Below are 17,278 nucleotides of genomic sequence, written 5' to 3' on the forward strand. Positions count from 1 at the left end.
GCCCGTGTTGCCCGAACCGCCGGCACGAGTTCCGGTACATCGTCGCGCCCGGTCCGAGGATCTTGGCCTGATCTCGACGCCCCTGTTCCTCCAGTGCTACATCTACAACGGATTCGCGAGGGGGGCCACGAAGTAGGTGATGAGCCGGCCAGGACCTACTCCTTGGTCTTGGCCTTCGCGGCCAGCGCGGCCACAAGCACCGGCGTAACCTGCTCGACCTGCCAGGCCCGGGCCCCGTACCCGGCCAGGGCAGCGGCCACGGACGCCGCGTCCGGAGCAGCCGGCGGCTCCCAGCAGACCCGCCGAACCGTGTCCGGAGTGATCAGGTTCTCCTGAGGCATGGTGAGGGTCTCCGCCAGAGCGGAGACGGCGGCCCGTGCCGCGGACAACCGCGCCGCGGCGGCCGGATCCTTCTCGGCCCAGGCCCGTGGCGGCGGGGGCCCGGTCAACGGCTGCCCCGGCTGCGGCAGCTCGGCGTCCGGCAGCACCTTCGCCCGGTCCACGCCCGCCTGCCACTGCTCCAGCTGACGCCGGCCCATGCGGTGCCCGAAGCCGTTCAGCGCGGCGAGCGCGTGCACATTGGCCGGCACGGACAGTGCGGCCTCGATGATCGCGCCGTCGCTGAGGACCTTGCCCGGCGAGATGTCACGGCGCTGCGCCGCACGGTCCCGGGTCTCCCACAGCTCCCGCACGATCGCCATCTGCCGGCGGCGGCGCACCTTGTGCATGCCCGAGGTACGGCGCCAGGGGTCCTTGCGGGGCTCCGGCGGGGGCGCCGAGGCGATCGCGTCGAACTCCTGGCGGGCCCACTCCAGCTTGCCCTGCCGGTCGAGTTCCTTCTCCAGCGCGTCCCGCAGGTCGACGAGCAGCTCCACGTCGAGCGCGGCGTAGCGCAGCCACGGCTCGGGCAGCGGACGGGTCGACCAGTCGACGGCCGAGTGCCCCTTCTCCAGTACGAAGCCGAGGACGCCCTCGACCATCGCACCGAGGCCGACCCGCGGGAACCCGGCGAGCCGGCCGGCCAGCTCGGTGTCGAACAGCCTGCTGGGGACCATACCTATCTCGCGCAGACACGGCAGATCCTGTGTGGCCGCGTGCAGCACCCACTCCACACCGGAGAGCGCCTCGCCGAGGCCCGACAGATCAGGGCAGGCGACGGGGTCGATCAGCGCGGTCCCGGCGCCCTCGCGCCGCAGCTGCACCAGATACGCGCGCTGGCCGTAGCGATAGCCGGACGCCCGCTCGGCGTCCACGGCGACGGGGCCGCTGCCGGCTCCGAACGCGGCGATCATCTCGGCGAGCGAGTCCTCGTCGGTGATCACCGGCGGAATTCCGTCGCGGGGCTCCAGCAGTGGGATCGGCGCCGGTTCGACGTCGTCCGGAGGAGCGCCTCCGGTGGTTCGCAGTGAACTGTCTGCTGCGGTCTCTTGGGCGTCGGTCACCTGTCAAGGGTATCTGTGTATGGCCGACGCCCGTCGACTGAACGTTCCGTCGACGGGCGTCTGAGGGGCGTAAACCAGTCAGGTCGGTGAATCCTGCACCAGCGGAGCGTCCTGGTTCATGCCGAAGGGATGGTTCTGTCGGTGGTCAGTGGATGATTCCGGTGCGCAGGGCCACCGCCACCATGCCGGCACGGTCGCCCGTGCCGAGCTTGCGGGCGATGCGGGCGAGGTGGCTCTTGACGGTCAGCGCGGACAGGCCCATCGAGACGCCGATGGCCTTGTTCGACTGGCCTTCCGCCACCAGCCGGAGTACCTCGACCTCGCGGCCGGACAGCTCGCGGTAGCCACCCGGGTGGCTCGGGGAACCCGGGGGGCGGCGGTGCATACGGGCGGCGGCCGAGCCGATGGGAGCGACGCCCGGCCGGGTGGGAAGCCCGATGTTCGTACGGGTGCCGGTGACTACGTAGCCCTTGACGCCGCCCGCGAGGGCGTTGCGTACGGCGCCGATGTCGTCGGCGGCGGACAGGGCCAGGCCGTTCGGCCAGCCCGCGGCTCGGGTTTCGGACAGGAGGGTGAGGCCGGAGCCGTCGGGGAGATGGACGTCTGCGACACAGATGTCGCGGGGGTTGCCGATGCGGGGACGAGCCTCCGCGACGGACGAAGCCTCGATCACGTCGCGAACACCGAGCGCCCAGAGGTGGCGGGTGACGGTGGAGCGCACGCGGGGGTCGGCCACGACCACCATCGCGGTCGGCTTGTTCGGGCGGTAGGCGACCAGGCTTGCGGGCTGCTCAAGGAGAACGGACACCAGGCCTCCTGGGGGTGTGGGACGGGGGGACCGGCTGTGGGGGATGAAGCCGGGACGAACCGTGCTTTCAAGGTCACAGAGGTCTTCGGCATCAAACCTGTCGGCCTTTAGAGAATGATCACGATTTGGTGAGTAACAATGCGTGCAATTCGGACGCGCGATCGATCATCCGAAGATCGAAACGAGTCCGCTCCGCTTCGATACGGGGCTGAAAGTGGTCGTATCGATAAAAGGGCAAACGTGTTTTCGTGCAGGCCGCAGTGGGTTCGGGGGTGGTCTCGCGGCTGCCCGCGCCCTCCGCGCACTCCGTGCTCCCCGGAGCCCCACGGCAGGGGGAGAGGCGGCGGAAGGTTGACCGCGGGCGGTGGGACCGAACACACGACTGGAGCCGCGCCTCTCATGAGGCGCGGCTCCAGGTCCGACGTGGGCTATGCGTCCAGCCGGTTCAGCCGGTCACGCGGGTTCAGCGGATCTGCGGGTCCAGCGGGTCTAGCGGGTCTGGGGACCCCGCCGTTGCGGGAGGGTGACGATCGAGGCGTCGCCGGGGGCCGCCGGGGGCAGGCCCGCGATCTGGGCGAGGAGGTCGCACCAGGAGGCCAGGTGGGAAGCCGTGTCGGGAACGCCGCCCAGACCTTCGCGCGGGGTCCAGGAAGCGCGGATCTCGATCTGGGACGCCGAGGGGCGCTCCGAGAGGCCGCCGAAGTAGTGGGAGCTGGCCCGGGTGACCGTGCCGCTGGGCTCGCCGCACGAGAGGCCGCGGGACTGGAGAGCGCCGGTCAGCCAGGACCAGCACACGTCGGGCAGCAGCGGATCGGCGGCCATCTCCGGCTCCAGTTCCGCGCGGACCAGCGTCACCATGCGGAACGAGCCCTGCCAGGCGTCGTGCCCTGCCGGGTCGTGGAGCAGGATGAGGCGGCCGTCCGCCAGATCCTCGTCACCGTCGACGACCGTGGCCTCCAGCGCGTACGCGAACGGCGCGAGCCGCCGCGGTGGCTTCGTCGTTTCGATCTCGATCTGCGGCCGCAACCGCGCGGCCTTCAGCGCATCGACGGCGGCTCGAAAAGGCAGCGGAGCCGCCTCCATCGCATCCCGCTCCCCCTCCTTCGGGTCGTCCATTCCGCCAGTGCCGTCCGACAGTCGTCCCTGAGCCGCAGCCATGCGGGGAAGATTAAGGGGAACGGGGCCTTCGTGCAGGGAGAGACACCCGTGCGCCGGACCACTGTCCGGATCGCGTTGCCGAAAAGCGCCCCTGTACGCGCCGGTTCGCGCAGTGCGGGCCGGGGCGCCCCCGCGCCGGACCCGGGCTCCGAGCGTCCCTGGGCCGTGCGAGACTTTTCGGCGTGAGTGCCATTGACCGCCCCAAGGGCCAGCAGCCGACCGCGACGCACGACTCCGCCTTCCTCAAGGCGTGCAGGCGTGAACCCGTGCCGCACACGCCCGTGTGGTTCATGCGGCAGGCCGGGCGCTCACTGCCCGAGTACCTGAAGGTGCGCGAGGGCATCCCCATGCTGGAGTCCTGCATGCGGCCCGAGCTGGTCGCCGAGATCACCCTCCAGCCGGTCCGCCGGCACCACGTGGACGCGGCGATCTACTTCAGCGACATCGTCGTACCGCTGAAGGCGATCGGCATCGACCTGGACATCAAGCCCGGGGTGGGCCCCGTCGTCGAGAAGCCGATCCGCACCCGCGCCGACCTCGACCAGCTGCGCGACCTGACGCCCGACGACGTCTGGTACGTCACCGAGGCCATCGGGCTGCTCACCCGTGAGCTGGGCCCGACGCCGCTCATCGGTTTCGCGGGTGCGCCCTTCACCCTCGCGAGCTACCTCGTGGAGGGCGGCCCCTCCCGCAACCACGAGCACACCAAGTCCCTCATGTACGGCGACCCGCAGCTCTGGGCCGACCTGCTCGACCGGCTCTCCGACATCACGACCGCCTTCCTGAAGGTGCAGATCGAGGCGGGCGCCTCCGCCGTCCAGCTCTTCGACTCCTGGGTCGGTGCCCTCGCCCCCGCCGACTACCGGCGCTCCGTGATGCCCGCCTCCGCGAAGGTCTTCCGGGCCATCGAGGAGTACGGCGTCCCGCGCATCCACTTCGGTGTCGGCACGGGTGAGCTGCTCGGCCCCATGGGCGAGGCGGGCGCGGATGTCGTCGGCGTCGACTGGCGTGTCCCGCTCGACGAGGCCGCCCGGCGGGTCGGCCCCGGCAAGGCGCTCCAGGGCAACCTCGACCCGGCGGTGATCTTCGCTCCGACCGGGGTCGTCGAGGAGAAGGCCCAGGAGGTTCTCGACGCGGCCGCAGGTCTGGAGGGCCACGTCTTCAACCTCGGGCACGGTGTGCTGCCGAGCATGGACCCGGACGCCCTGACCCGGCTCGTGGAGTACGTGCACACGCGCACCGCCTCCTAGGCCCCGTCGTCAAATTCCCGTAGGCCCTGTCGCGCGTCGGCCCGTACGGCGTTTCCTTCGGCCTCGCGTTCTCCCTGTTCACTCCTCGTTTCCCGGTTGCCCGCCCGGTGGGCAACGGGAAACCCGTCGACCCCTGTGAGTGGTGGGGCGACTCTGAGTGCGTCAGCACAGCAGAACCCGTGACTGTGGGAAACGGGGGAACCGGCGTCGGTGCCGCACGGAGAGCAGGGGCGGCAACGGGGCACGGACCCACGAGGCTGGAGGGGGACTCGGATCCATGGGACGTGCGCTCATGTCTTTGTGCGCGGTCGTGGCGGTTGCCGCGGCCACCATGACGGGATGCGCCGACGATGCCGACGGCGGTGGCGGTGGCGGTCAGGAGCAGCGGGATCCGGCCGGGCGGCCTCGGGCGCTGACCTGGCAGCAGGAGTTGCGCGTCGCCGACGCGATGCAGCGCCTGACCAAGCAGTGCATGAAGCGTCAGGGTTTCACCTACTGGGAGGACCGCGGCCTGACGCTGCGGGAGAGCCGTCCGATGCGCTACGTCCAGGACGACGTGACGTGGGCCCGCGCGTACGGGTACGGCAGCCGGATCGAAGCGAAGAGTGCGCGGGTGCGGGAGCGCAACCCCATCGGCACCTACCGGCAAGGACTTTCCGCCTCCCGGCGCGCCGCCTTCGACACCGCGCTGGACGGCGGCGACAGCGCCCGCATGCTCAGCGCGGCTCTGCCGGGCCGCCGCGGCGGTGAGATCCGCAAACGTATCGGCGGCTGCACCCAGGAGACCGAGCGCACGCTCTACGGCGATCCGGCCGAGTGGTTCCGCGCGAGCAAGACCGCCATGGGCCTCAACTCCCTCTACGGGGAGCAGCTCATGAAGGACCGCCGGTTCACCGCGGCGGTGAAGGCGTGGTCCGGCTGCATGAAGAAGGCGGACCAGCCCTACAAGGACCCCCAGGCGGCTCGCGACGCTGTGCGGGCCGACACCCGCCGACTGGGCGCGGCCCGCGCCGACGAGGCGTTCGCCGCCGAGCGCGAGACCGCCGTCGCGGACGCCACCTGCGCCCGCCGGACCTCCCTGCGGGCGGTGGCCACGGCCCGCGAGACGTACTACCTGGACCGCCTGCGTGACCGGTTCGGCGAGGACATCGACACCTACCGCCGGCTCGGTCAGCGGGCCTACGACCGGGCGGTGCGCATCGTCGCGGAGCGCGACTGACCGCCGCGCGCCACGGACGCACACCGCCCACGGGTATCGGCACACCGGGCCACAGCCCGGCACACCGGTACCTGCGTACCACTGATCCGCACCACCAACCGAACGAGGGGAATCACCATGCGCAAATTCGCCGTCACGGCAGCGCTTCTCGGGCTCACCGCCCTGGGCGTCGTCGCACCCGCCGCCACGTCGCAGGCCGCCGAGAGCGGCGCCACCGGCCCTGTGTGTGACAGCAAATGGGGTGCACGCAACGGGAACATGTACGCCTGGGACGCCGGCGACTGCAACGGCAACCCTTTGATCGTCGCCTCCGGGGACAGCACCAACTGGGGTGGCGCCAACGACAAGGCCTCGTCCGTCATGAACCGCGGCTTCACCGGCAACCTGTCGATCGTCAAGTTCTACTTCTGGGAGAACTACGGCCAGGACGCGGGCCACGACGCCCGTAACACCTGCCTGTATCCGGGCGAGTTGTACGCCGACAACCTCACCGACAACACGTTCAGCCTTGGATCGACGGTGGACAACAACATCAGGTCGCACCAGTGGGTGAACGGCGGCTGCGGAGCCACCCTCACCTGATCCGTGCTTCCCGGAGCAACGGGGGGACGTACGTCCGGAACCGCCGGCACGCGGTTCCGGACGTACGTGTTTCCGCTTCACGGCATGTCGACGAAAGGCTCGGCCGTCCCACTGTCCTGAACGTAACCTGGGCATCCGCCGTCTCACGGCGGTACTGCCATGGGGGGACATTGTGGTAGACCCGCAGCACGGAGATGCAGACCACCACAACGGACAGGGCCGGGACGCGCCGATCACGCACTCCTTTCCCGCACAGCTGCGACGACTGAGACAGGAACGCGGCCTGTCGCTCTCCGACCTGGCACGGCAGACGCACTACAGCAAGGGCTACCTCAGCAAGATCGAGAACGGCATGAAGCGCGCGAGCGTCGATGTCGCCCGCCTCTGCGATCGAGCGCTGCGTGCCGAGGGGCAGTTGCTCAGACTCGTACGACAGGAATCGTCCACGGACGGCGGGGCCGGGGACGGAACCGCAGCCCCGGAGCGGCAGTCCGACGCGGCGTGTCCCTACCGCGGCCTGTCGGCGTTCACCCCGCAGGACGCGGAATGGTTCTTCGGCCGGGAGCGTGCGACGGCCGCCCTGGTGGAAAGGCTCTTCGAACGGGTCGGAAGCGGGCCGCTGATGCTGGTCGCCCCGTCGGGCGCCGGCAAGTCGTCCGTACTCAACGCCGGTCTCATACCTGCCCTACGGCGCGGCGACTTCCCGATGCCGGGCGCCGACCGGTGGCCGCTGGTGACGCTCACCCCCACCTCGCGGCCCCTGGAGGAACTGCTGGAACGCACCGCGAAAGCGGTGGGCGGAGACCTCGGCATCACCGCCGAGGAGGCAGGGCGGAACCCCGACGCGGTGCTCGCCGCCGTGCGCGCGATGGCGGAGGATTTACCGTCGGCCCCCGGGAACCGGCGCCCCCCGCCCTGTCGGCCGGTGGTGATCGTCGACCAGTTCGAGGAGCTGTTCACCCTCTGCTCCGACGAGGACGAGCGGCGTACCTTCGTCCGGGTGCTCTGCGCCCTGGCGGCCTCCCGGCCGGCGGAGGAAACGCACGGCGCCGCGGTCGTCGTGCTCGGCGTACGCGCCGACTTCACCGGCAACTGCCTGGACCTTCCCGAGCTGGCCCCGGTCTTCACCGACGGCTTGTTCGTTCTGCCCCCGATGTCCGTGGCGGAGCTGCGCGAGTCGATCACGCGCCCCGCGGAACTCGCCGGGCTCACCCTTCAGCCGGGTCTTGTCCCCCTCCTCCTGCGCGACGCCGGTCCGCACGGGAAACCGGGTCCGGCACCACGGGAAACCGCGCACGAAGCCGGCACCGGAGCCGACGAGACACCCTCCCGCGCGCTGCCTCTCGTCTCCCACGCCCTGCTCGCCACCTGGCAGCAGCGCGAGGACTCCGCACTGACCGTCGCCGGATACGAGCGGGCCGGCGGGATCCAGGGTGCGATCGCGCGGACGGCAGAGAACGTGTTCGCCCGGTTGTATCCGGCCGAACAGCAGACGATCCGCCGCATCCTGTCCCGGCTGGTGTTCGTCACGGACGAGGCCGGGGCGACCCGCCGCCGGATGGGCCGGGCCGCCCTGACGGAGCAGTTGGCCGACGCGGACGGCGCGGCCGCCGCACTCGATACCTTCGTACGGGCCCGGCTCATCACCCTGGACAGGGACACCGTGGAGATCACCCACGAGGCTCTGCTCCACGCCTGGCCACGGCTGCGCGACTGGATACACGCCGACCGCGCCGGACTGCTGCTGCACCAGCAACTGGCCCACGCCGCCTCCGAGTGGGAGCGTGAGGACCGCGATCCGTCCGCCCTGTACCGCGGCACCCGCCTCGACGTCGTACGCTCCTGGGCCGACGAGCTGGACGGCTGGAGCCGGCTCGGCCCCGGCGAGAAGGAATTCCTGCGGGCGAGCAGGGCCGAGGAGGACGGCCACCGGAGGCAGGCGAGACGCCAGGCCAGGCTGAGGCAGTGGATGCTCGCCACCCTCGTCGCCCTGCTGGGGCTCGCCGTCACCGCCGGAGGCCTCGCCTACCAGCAGCGTGAGAGCGCCCGCGACCAGGAACGCGTCGCGCACTCCCAGGCGCTCGCCGTGCGGTCCGCGTCCCTCGCCGGGGGCCGGCCGGAAGCGTCGATGCTGCTGGCCGAAGAGGCCTACCGGACCCACGCCACCGCCGAGGCGCGCGGCGCCCTGCTCAGTACCCAGTCCCAGCCCTTCTCCGTCCGGCTCGACGGCCACCGGGGCCCCGTCAACGCGGTGGCCTTCGCACCGGACAACAGGTCCCTGGCGACGGCCAGTTCCGACGGAACGGTCATCCTGCGCCGGATGCCCGGCCACCGGAGGACCGCCACGTTCACTGTCCACGGGATCGTCCGGTCGATCGCCTTCAGCCCCGACGGCCGCACCCTCGCGACGACGTCGTCGGACGGGCCCGTACGACTGTGGGACGTCGTCGGCGACCGCGGGCCGGTGGTGCTCGCAGACAGCACGAAGGGCGCCCGGGCGGTCGCCTTCGCCCCCCGCGGGCGCGCACTGGCGATCGCGGCCGCGGACGGAACGATCGAGTTGTGGGACACCGCGCCCACGCACCGGATCACCGCCTTTCTCAAGGGACACGAGGGGGCTGTCAACGCGCTCGGGTACGCCCCCGACGGCCGGACCCTGGTCTCCGCCGGCGCCGACCGGACCGTACGACTGTGGGACACCCGCCGGGCCCGGCCGCTCGGCGTGCTCAGGGGGCACACCGACGGGGTGCTGGGCGTGGCGTTCTCCCCCGACGGCCGCAAGGTGGCCTCCGGAGGCATCGACCGGACCGTACGGCTGTGGGACGTGCGCACCCGCCGGCTGAGTTCGACGCTGTCCGGGAGCAGCGACGACATCAACGCCGTCACGTACACGTCCGACGGCGCGACGGTCGTCGGCGCGGGAGGCGACGGGACGACCAGGCTGTGGGACGTACGCAGCGGCCGCCAGACCACCGTGCTGGCGGGCCACACCGACTACGTCATGGGGGTGGCCGTGACCTCCGACGGCACCCTGCTCGCCACGGCCGGCTTCGACCAGTCCGTCGTCCTGTGGAACCTCGGCGGCCCGGTGCTCACGGCACGTCCGTTCACGGAGGTGTGGCAGACCCGCTACAGCCCCGACGGGAAGCTGCTGGCCACCGCCGACACCGACCACACGGTACGGCTCTGGGACGTGGGTCGGCGCCGGCTCCTGGCGACCTTCAGGGGTCACACCGAGACGGTCTTCTCGGTGGCTTTCGCCCCTGACGGCCGAACTCTGGCGTCGGCGGGCTCCGACGGTACGGTGCGCCTGTGGGACGTGGCCGGACACAGACCCCTGGCGGTCATGACCGGCCACACCGGGCAGGTCTTCTCCGTCGCCTTCGCCCCTGACGGACGCACCCTGGCGTCGGCCGGCGCCGACCGCACGGTCCGCCTGTGGGACGTGGCGAAGCGCATGCCGCTGGCCACGCTGCACGGCCACGACGACTACGCCAACGATGTCACCTTCAGCCCCGACGGCCGGACCCTGGCGAGCGCGGGCGACGATCTGACCGTACGGCTCTGGAGCGTCTCCTCGCACCGCGGGCTCGGCACGCTCCACGGCCACACGGGCGCGGTACGGAGCGTGACCTTCGCACCCGACGGCCGCACCCTGGCCAGCAGCGGCAACGACGGCACGGTCCGCCTGTGGAACGTCCGCGAGCGCCGCTCCGAGGCGACCCTGACCGGTCACGCCGGTTCCGTCCGGGGCACCGCCTTCTCCCCGGACGGCCGCACGCTCGTCAGCAGTGGCACCGACCGCACGGTGCGTCTGTGGGACATCGCCCGACGGCGGCCGTGGGCAACGCTGACGGGCCACACCAACTCGGTGTGGAGCGTGGCCTTCGCCCCCGACGGGCGCACGGTCGCCAGCAGCAGCACCGACGGCACCGTACGCCTGTGGGACCTCGATCTCGGGGCCCAGCTGGCCGACATCTGCCGGCTGCGCAAGGGCATCGGCTCCGAGGAGCTCGAAACGCTCCTGCCAGGCGTCCCGCTCTCGCACGGGACGAACTGCGCCGACCGGGAGTGACCGCCGGTCGGGAGTGACCGCCGGTCGGGAGTGGTGACCGACCGCCCTGCTCGGAGAGGGTTTCCCAGGTGTTTCCCGTTGCCCACCGAAGTGGGCGACACGCGGACCTCGACGGGCCGGGGCCACGGCCCGCAGGCTGCTGTGCGACCACTCATCCACGGCACTCTCCGAGTGCCGCGACCGCTTCGTCAACGTCAACGGGAAACGGGGGTCTTGGCATGGTCCGCCGGACCGGTTCCATCTGCACACTGCTCGCGTTGCTGGCCTTTCTCCTCTGGGCGCCGGTGTCCACCGCCGCCGCGAACACATCCGGCTCCCCGGAGCGGGAGGCCGCCGCATGCGGTGTCCTCGCACCGGGAGCCTCGGCGGCCGCCGAGCGCGCGATCGCCGCCGCCTGTGCCGAGGTCGCAGCGGGCACCTGGTACACGTGGGGCGGCGGCCACGGCGCCCGGCCGGGCGCCACCTATGGTCAGGTCGACCCGACCGACCCGGACAGTGAGCACGACCCCGAGCGGCTGGGCTTCGACTGCTCGGGTCTGGTCCGCCACGCCTACGCCGTGGCCGCGGGCTCGGACATCCTCAACGGCGACGCCAGCTCGCAGTACTACACGCACCGCGCCGCCGGACGCTTCACCGCCGCCCAGGGCCTCGCGACACTGGTTCCCGGCGACCTGCTCGCCTGGGGCACCTCGCGCGACCTGCACCACATCGCCATCTACCTCGGCGCGGGCAAGATGGTCGAGGCCAAGGAGTCCGGCACCAGGCTCATGGTCAGTGACGTCCGGTTGAACGGTGACTACTTCGGCGCGCTCCGCGTCAACACCGGCCAGGTCACCGGCCACATTCACCAGACCTGGGGCACCGGTGTCTGGACCAAGGCCGAACCCTCCACCGCGGCCACCCGCGTCTACGCCTTCCCCGGCTCCACCACCATCCGCGTCCAGTGCCAGAAGCACGCGGAACTGGTCACCGCCGAGGGCTACACCAACGACGCGTGGTCGTACCTGCCGGACTACAAGGCGTGGATGACCAACATCTACATCAAGGGACCCGCGTGGCTCGAAGGGGTCCCTGAGTGCACGACGCAGACACCGACACAGAAACAGGCACAGGCACAGGCACGGACGCAGGCACAGGCACTGCAACCGGCGTTGATGCGGAGCCTGTGACGCTGCTGCAGGACGGCCCCTGGCCCGGCCCCCACCGGTCCCGGGGCCGGGCGCATGTCACCGGCCGCGCCGCGCCCGCCTGCCCCACAGCAGGCCGCGCGGCTCGGGCGGTGGCGGAGTGCCCCGGCGCAGCGGCCAGGCCAGGAGCATGCCTGTCAGGAAGCCGACCACGTGGGCCACGTAGGCGACGGTGCCGGCCCCGGAGACGCCGGTGCCGGACGAGTACACCGCCTGGAGGCCGAACCAGAAACCCAGCACGATCCAGGCGGGCAGCCGCAGCGGCAGGAAGACCAGGAACGGGACCAGGACCCAGACCCTGGCCTTCGGGTAGAGCACCAGATACGCGCCCAGGACGCCCGCGATCGCACCCGACGCGCCGATCAGCGGGTCACCTGAGTCGGCGTTGACGAAAGCGAAGCCGTAGGCCGACGCGTAGCCGCAGGCCACGTAGAACAGCAGGTAGCGGAGGTGGCCGAGACGGTCCTCGATGTTGTTGCCGAAGATCAGCAGGAAGAGCATGTTGCCGAGCAGGTGCACCCAGCCGCCGTGCAGGAACATCGCCGTGAGGACCGACAGCCGGGGCGACTTGTCGTAGCCGGGCGGGCCGACCACACAGCCAGGGCCGCCGGGGCCCACGCCCACGTCCCCGGTGGGGACCGTCGTAGGAGTCTGCCCGTGGATCAGTTCCCGCGGCACCGCCGCCCAGTGGTCCAGGAACGCCTGAAGGTGGCACAGCTGGGCCGGACCACTGTCGCCGGTGAGTGAACTCGCCACACCCGGAGTGGCCAGGAAGACCGCGAGGCTGGCGGCGATCAGCGCGTACGTCACGTACGGCGTGCGGCGTGCCGGGTTCACGTCGTGCACGGGTATGACCACGGGGAAATCCTGCCCCGGTACGGGGAGTCTGAACGGGGACGCGGCTGTCTGCGTATGTTTCGGCAACCGCCCGTGATCCCAGCAATACGTGAGGAACAGGTCATGAACGACCGAGTCACTCAGCCGTTGACCGCCACGCCGGACGGCGAGGCGGAACTCGCCGTGGTACTCAGGCTGTCCTGGGAGGACGTGGCCGCGCTCGGCCAGGAGGCCGGCCGGCTGGCCGCGAGCATGCAGCGTCCTGTGACGCTGGACGAGGCCGCGAGCCATCGGCTGCGGGTGCGGCAGGCAGGGTCGCACGCGCGACAGCAGGCCGCGGGCCAGGGCCAGGGCCAGGGTTCGGGCCAGGGTGCGGGCGGGCCGATGCCCGCGTCCGCGGTGTCCGGGCCTGGCATGTCCGGGCCCGCGCTGGGCGCGTCCGGGGTCTCCCCGGTCTCGTCGTTGTCGCGGACGCCGGGGGAGCAGGCCCGGCAGGCCATAGAGAAGATCAACGGGCATACGCCGGGGACGGCGCAGGGGGCCTGAGGGCGTCGGTCCCGGGTGTCGGTGTGTCGGTGTCGGCCGGTGGGGCGGGGGCCTACGGGGTGGTGGCCTACGGGGCGGTGTTCCGCAGCGCTGCCACCGCCTTCCTGGCCGCTACCAGGATGGGGTCCCAGACCGGGGAGAACGGTGGGGCGTAGCCGAGGTCCAGAGAGGTCATCTGTTCCACCGTCATGCCTGCTGTGAGGGCCACGGCGGCGATGTCCACGCGTTTGCCCGCGCCCTCGCCGCCGACGATCTGGACGCCGAGGAGGCGGCCGGTGCGGAGTTCGGCGAGCATCTTCACCGTCATGAGGTCGGCGCCCGGGTAGTAGCCCGCGCGGCTCGTCGCCTCGATGGTGACCGACTCGAACCGCAGGCCCGCACGGTGCGCGTCCTTCTCCCGCAGGCCGGTCCGGGCGATCTCCAGGTCGCAGACCTTGCTCACCGCCGTGCCGACGACACCGGGGAACGTGGCGTAGCCGCCGGCGACGTTCGAGCCGATCACCTGACCGTGCTTGTTGGCGTGGGTGCCCAGCGCGATGTGGCGTTCGCGGCCCGAGACCAGGTCGAGGACCTCGACACAGTCGCCGCCCGCCCAGATGTTCTCGTGACCGCGCACCCGCATGGCCAGGTCCGTCAGCAGCCCGCCGTGGTCGCCGAGCGGCAGCCCCGCGGCCTCGGCGAGGGTGGTCTCCGGCTGGACGCCGACGCCGAGGACCACCACGTCCGCCGGGTACTCGGCGTCCTCCGTGGCGACCGCGCGGACCCGGCCGTCCTCCCCGGTCAGGATCTTGGTGACCTCGGCGTCGTTCACCATCGTGATGCCCAGGCCCTCCATGGCGTCGTGCACCAGACGGCCCATGTCCGGGTCGAGTGTGGCCATGGGCTCCCGGCCGCGGTTGACGACCGTCACCTCGTACCCGCGGTTGATCAGCGCCTCGGCCATCTCCACGCCGATGTAGCCCGCGCCCATCACGACCGCGCGGCGGCCCGCCGTACGGCTCAGCGTGTCGATGAGGGCCTGTCCGTCGTCGAGGGTCTGCACCCCGTGCACCCCGGGGGCGTCGATGCCGGGCAGCGGCGGCCGCACCGGGCGGGCCCCTGTCGCGATCACGAGCTTGTCGTACGGCGTCCACGCCTCGGCCCCGGACTCCAGGTCGCGGGAGCGCACGCGGCCGCCCGGGACGTCGAGCTCCGTGACCTCCGTACGCATCCGCAGGTCGATCCCGCGTTCCCGGTGCTCCTTGGGCGACCGCGCGATCAGTTGCTCCCGGTCGGCGACCTCACCGCCCACCCAGTACGGGATGCCGCACGCCGAGAAGGAGCTGAAGTGTCCCCGCTCGAAGGCGATGATCTCCAGGTCGTCGGAGTTCTTCAGCCGGCGCGCCCGGGACGCGGCGGACATGCCCGCCGCGTCCCCTCCGACGACCACCAGACGCTCTTTCGTACGGTTCTCGCGGCTCATGCTCATGTGAACACGCTACGGGGGCCGCGCATTTCAGTCCTGCTCGGACTCGGTCAGTCCCGGCCGTCGCGCTCCGGCCGGGCGGCCCGGCGTCCGGCCACGCAGGAAACGCACCCAGAGGAACAGCAGCAGAGCCGCGCCCACCAGGAAGGGCAGCACCGCGCCCAGCGCCAGCGCGATCCAGCGGAACATGGTGACGAACGCGTCCCAGCCGCCCCCGAGCGCGTCCGCGAAACCGGGGTCGTCGTCCTGCTCGGCGGCCTTCTTCACCGGCGGCTGGGACAGCGACAGCGTGATCGTGGCGAGGCTCGTGCGGTCCTTCAGGGAGGCCCGCTGGGCCAGCAGCGACTCCAGGTCGGCCTGACGCGTGCTCAACTCGCCCTCAAGGGCGACCACATCGCTCAGCTTGGAGGCCCGGTCCATCAGCTCACGGATGCGCGCCACGCTGGCCTGCTGCGACTTGACGCGGCTCTCCACGTCGACGACCTGCTCCGTGACGTCCTCCGCCTTGGCCTTGAGGTCGATGAGCTTGCCCGAGCCCTCCAGCTCCGTGCGCACCTCCTCGTACTTGTCCGCCGGGATCCGAAGGACGACCCGGGAGCGCTCGCGGCCCTTGGAGTCGCGGTCCGTCGTCTCGTTTCCGACCATGCCGCCCGCGTTCTCGACCACGGTGCGGGCCTCGGCGAGGGACTTCGACACGTCCTTGACCTGCACGGTCAGGGAGGCGGTGTGGATGATGTGGGAGGTCAGCTCCGTGGGTGCGGTGGCCTGCTCGCCCTTGGCGCCGCCCGAGCCGCTGTCGGCCACACCCGTTCCCGCCTCCTGGGCCGCGTCCGGGGCGGCCGCCTTGTCGGCCGAGCCGGAATCTCCGTCGCCGCTCGCGCCGGAGCACCCCGTGAGGGCGAGTGCGCCGGCCAGCAGCAACGCCGAAAGGAGCTGGACAGGCCGGGCGGATCGATACCGGGTCGTGCTACTGCCACTGCTGCGTGTCTGCATGTCGGTGTACCCCCGAGGGTGTCGTGATGACTGACGCTCCTTCGACGCCCGAGCCTCGCCGGACGTTGGCCGAATCCGGTCCCGAAGAGGTCACGGTCCGGCCTCGTCATGGACACCCCGCCCGCCGCAGGGGTCCAGGGGGACGCCGAGCGGGGTCTGGGACAGTGGAGGCATGCACGCAGACACACGTACGGGCACGGATACGGGCACACGTGCGGGCACGCAAACGGGCACGGGCCACGTCGTCGTCATCGGGGGCGGCATCGCCGGTCTGGCCGCCGCTCACCGGCTGCTGAGCGCCGGTGCGCGCGTCACCGTCCTGGAGGCCTCGGACCGGCTCGGCGGCAAGCTGCTGCCGGGCGAGATCGCGGGCGCGCGGGTGGACCTCGGTGCCGAGTCGGTGCTCGCGCGACGGCCCGAGGCGGTGGCACTCGCCCACGAGGTGGGCCTCGCGGACCGGCTCCGGCCGCCGGCGACGGCGGGCGCCTCGATCTGGACGCGCGGCGCGCTCAGGCCCATGCCCAAGGGGCACGTCATGGGGGTCCCCGCGGACGCCGCCGCCCTCTCCGGAGTCCTCTCCGACGAAGGCCTGCGCCGGATCGAACGCGAACGCGACCTGCCGCGCACGGAGGTCGGCGACGACGTCGCGGTGGGCGCCTTCGTCGCGGAGCGCCTCGGCCGCGAGGTCGTCGACCGGCTCGTCGAGCCGCTCCTCGGTGGCGTGTACGCGGGCGACGCGTACCGCATCTCGATGCGCTCGGCCGTCCCCCAGCTCTTCGAGGCGGTCCGTACGCACACCTCGCTCACGGAGGCGGTCCGCGACATCCAGGCGAAGACCGCGCGCCATCAGCAGCGGGATCAGCAGCGGGATCAGCCGGCGGGCCCGGTCTTCATGGGCATCGAGGGCGGCATCGGCCAACTGCCGCTCGCCGTCGCCGAGTCGGTGCGCGCCCGGGGTGGCGAGATCGTCACGGGAGCGCCCGTGACGGAGCTGCGACGGGTCATGGACGACGCGGCCGGCGCCGGGCCGCGCGGGTACTGGCGGGTCGTCGCGGGCGGCCGCGCACTGCGGGCCGACGCCGTCGTCGTGGCGGTTCCCGCCGGCGCCGCGGCCACGCTGCTGGGCGCCGAGGCTCCCGCCGCCGCGGCCGAGCTGGCGGCCGTCGAGTACGCGTCCATGGCGTTGGTCACCCTCGCCTACCGCCGCGGCGAGACCGCCCTCCCCGAGGGCAGCGGTTTCCTGGTGCCGCCCGTGGACGGGCGGACCATCAAGGCGTCGACGTTCGCGTCCCAGAAATGGGGCTGGATCGCCGAGGAGAACCCGGACGTGGTGGTTCTGCGGACGTCCGTCGGCCGGTACGGGGAGACGGAGATCCTCGGCCGCGAGGACGCGGACCTCGTCGACGTGTCACGGCACGACCTGCGCGAGGCCACCGGCCTGGCCGCGGAGCCCCTGGAGACCCGGGTGACACGCTGGAACGACGGACTGCCCCAGTACCCGGTCGGGCACCACGCGCGCGTGGCCCGCATCCGCGAACACGTCGGCAGGCTGCCGGGCCTCGCCGTGTGCGGAGCGGCGTACGACGGCGTGGGGATCCCGGCCTGCGTCGCGAGCGCGAACGCCGCCGTGGACAAGCTGCGGGGCGACGACCGGCTGACGGACGCGCTGATCGCGAACCCGGTGCGGAGCCCGCACGGGGGAGCGGGAGAATAGCC

13 protein-coding genes are annotated in these 17,278 nt (G+C 71.8%); 7 read left to right on the forward strand and 6 right to left on the reverse strand.

Annotation, left to right across the window (positions count from 1 at the left end; genetic code table 11):
* Nucleotides 1-155: 155 nt before the first annotated feature.
* The 3 genes from AB0D14_RS19585 to AB0D14_RS19595 form a co-directional block, all read right to left on the reverse strand.
* The gene (locus AB0D14_RS19585) at nucleotides 156-1,442 is read right to left on the reverse strand and encodes a ribonuclease D (protein ID WP_362780556.1); all 1,287 of its coding nucleotides are present in this window, start codon (nucleotides 1,440-1,442) and stop codon (nucleotides 156-158) included.
* Between the two features lie 145 nt (nucleotides 1,443-1,587).
* Complete coding sequence (locus AB0D14_RS19590) at nucleotides 1,588-2,250, reverse strand: response regulator transcription factor (RefSeq protein ID WP_362780558.1); 663 nt, start codon at nucleotides 2,248-2,250, stop codon at nucleotides 1,588-1,590.
* 489 nt (nucleotides 2,251-2,739) lie between these two features.
* Nucleotides 2,740-3,366 carry a DUF3000 domain-containing protein gene (locus AB0D14_RS19595; protein ID WP_362780759.1) on the reverse strand — a complete coding sequence of 209 codons (627 nt, stop codon included), beginning with the start codon at nucleotides 3,364-3,366 and terminating at the stop codon, nucleotides 2,740-2,742.
* A 224-nt stretch (nucleotides 3,367-3,590) separates the two neighbouring features.
* Between AB0D14_RS19595 and hemE the strand changes: the two genes are divergently transcribed.
* The 5 genes from hemE (at nucleotide 3,591) to AB0D14_RS19620 (ending at nucleotide 11,703) form a co-directional block, all read left to right on the forward strand.
* The gene (gene hemE, locus AB0D14_RS19600; protein ID WP_362780561.1) at nucleotides 3,591-4,658 is read left to right on the forward strand and encodes a uroporphyrinogen decarboxylase; all 1,068 of its coding nucleotides are present in this window, start codon (nucleotides 3,591-3,593) and stop codon (nucleotides 4,656-4,658) included.
* 277 nt (nucleotides 4,659-4,935) lie between these two features.
* Nucleotides 4,936-5,877, forward strand: a complete 942-nt coding sequence (locus AB0D14_RS19605; RefSeq protein WP_362780562.1) for a hypothetical protein — start codon at nucleotides 4,936-4,938, stop codon at nucleotides 5,875-5,877.
* Between the two features lie 117 nt (nucleotides 5,878-5,994).
* Nucleotides 5,995-6,459: a hypothetical protein gene (locus AB0D14_RS19610; RefSeq protein ID WP_362780565.1), complete on the forward strand. Its 465-nt coding sequence runs from the start codon at nucleotides 5,995-5,997 to the stop codon at nucleotides 6,457-6,459.
* A 172-nt stretch (nucleotides 6,460-6,631) separates the two neighbouring features.
* On the forward strand, nucleotides 6,632-10,534 hold the full coding sequence (locus tag AB0D14_RS19615; RefSeq protein WP_362780567.1) for a helix-turn-helix domain-containing protein: 3,903 nt from the start codon (nucleotides 6,632-6,634) through the stop codon (nucleotides 10,532-10,534).
* 218 nt (nucleotides 10,535-10,752) lie between these two features.
* Nucleotides 10,753-11,703: an NlpC/P60 family protein gene (locus AB0D14_RS19620; protein ID WP_362780569.1), complete on the forward strand. Its 951-nt coding sequence runs from the start codon at nucleotides 10,753-10,755 to the stop codon at nucleotides 11,701-11,703.
* Between the two features lie 57 nt (nucleotides 11,704-11,760).
* On the opposite strand, the gene AB0D14_RS19625 is transcribed toward AB0D14_RS19620, so the two are convergent.
* Complete coding sequence (locus AB0D14_RS19625; protein ID WP_362780571.1) at nucleotides 11,761-12,579, reverse strand: rhomboid family intramembrane serine protease; 819 nt, start codon at nucleotides 12,577-12,579, stop codon at nucleotides 11,761-11,763.
* A gap of 102 nt (nucleotides 12,580-12,681) precedes the next feature.
* Between AB0D14_RS19625 and AB0D14_RS19630 the strand changes: the two genes are divergently transcribed.
* Nucleotides 12,682-13,104: a hypothetical protein gene (locus AB0D14_RS19630; protein ID WP_362780574.1), complete on the forward strand. Its 423-nt coding sequence runs from the start codon at nucleotides 12,682-12,684 to the stop codon at nucleotides 13,102-13,104.
* Nucleotides 13,105-13,171: 67 nt separating this feature from the next.
* Here the strand turns inward: AB0D14_RS19630 and AB0D14_RS19635 are convergent, their stop codons facing one another.
* The gene (locus tag AB0D14_RS19635) at nucleotides 13,172-14,572 is read right to left on the reverse strand and encodes an FAD-dependent oxidoreductase (protein WP_362780576.1); all 1,401 of its coding nucleotides are present in this window, start codon (nucleotides 14,570-14,572) and stop codon (nucleotides 13,172-13,174) included.
* Nucleotides 14,573-14,599: 27 nt separating this feature from the next.
* Nucleotides 14,600-15,562, reverse strand: a complete 963-nt coding sequence (locus AB0D14_RS19640) for a DUF4349 domain-containing protein (RefSeq protein WP_362780578.1) — start codon at nucleotides 15,560-15,562, stop codon at nucleotides 14,600-14,602.
* A 172-nt stretch (nucleotides 15,563-15,734) separates the two neighbouring features.
* Between AB0D14_RS19640 and hemG the strand changes: the two genes are divergently transcribed.
* The gene (gene hemG / locus AB0D14_RS19645; RefSeq protein ID WP_362780581.1) at nucleotides 15,735-17,276 is read left to right on the forward strand and encodes a protoporphyrinogen oxidase; all 1,542 of its coding nucleotides are present in this window, start codon (nucleotides 15,735-15,737) and stop codon (nucleotides 17,274-17,276) included.
* The last annotated feature ends 2 nt before the right edge of the window (nucleotides 17,277-17,278 follow it).

The organism is Streptomyces sp. NPDC048484 (genome assembly GCF_040651415.1).
GTDB lineage: Bacteria > Actinomycetota > Actinomycetes > Streptomycetales > Streptomycetaceae > Streptomyces.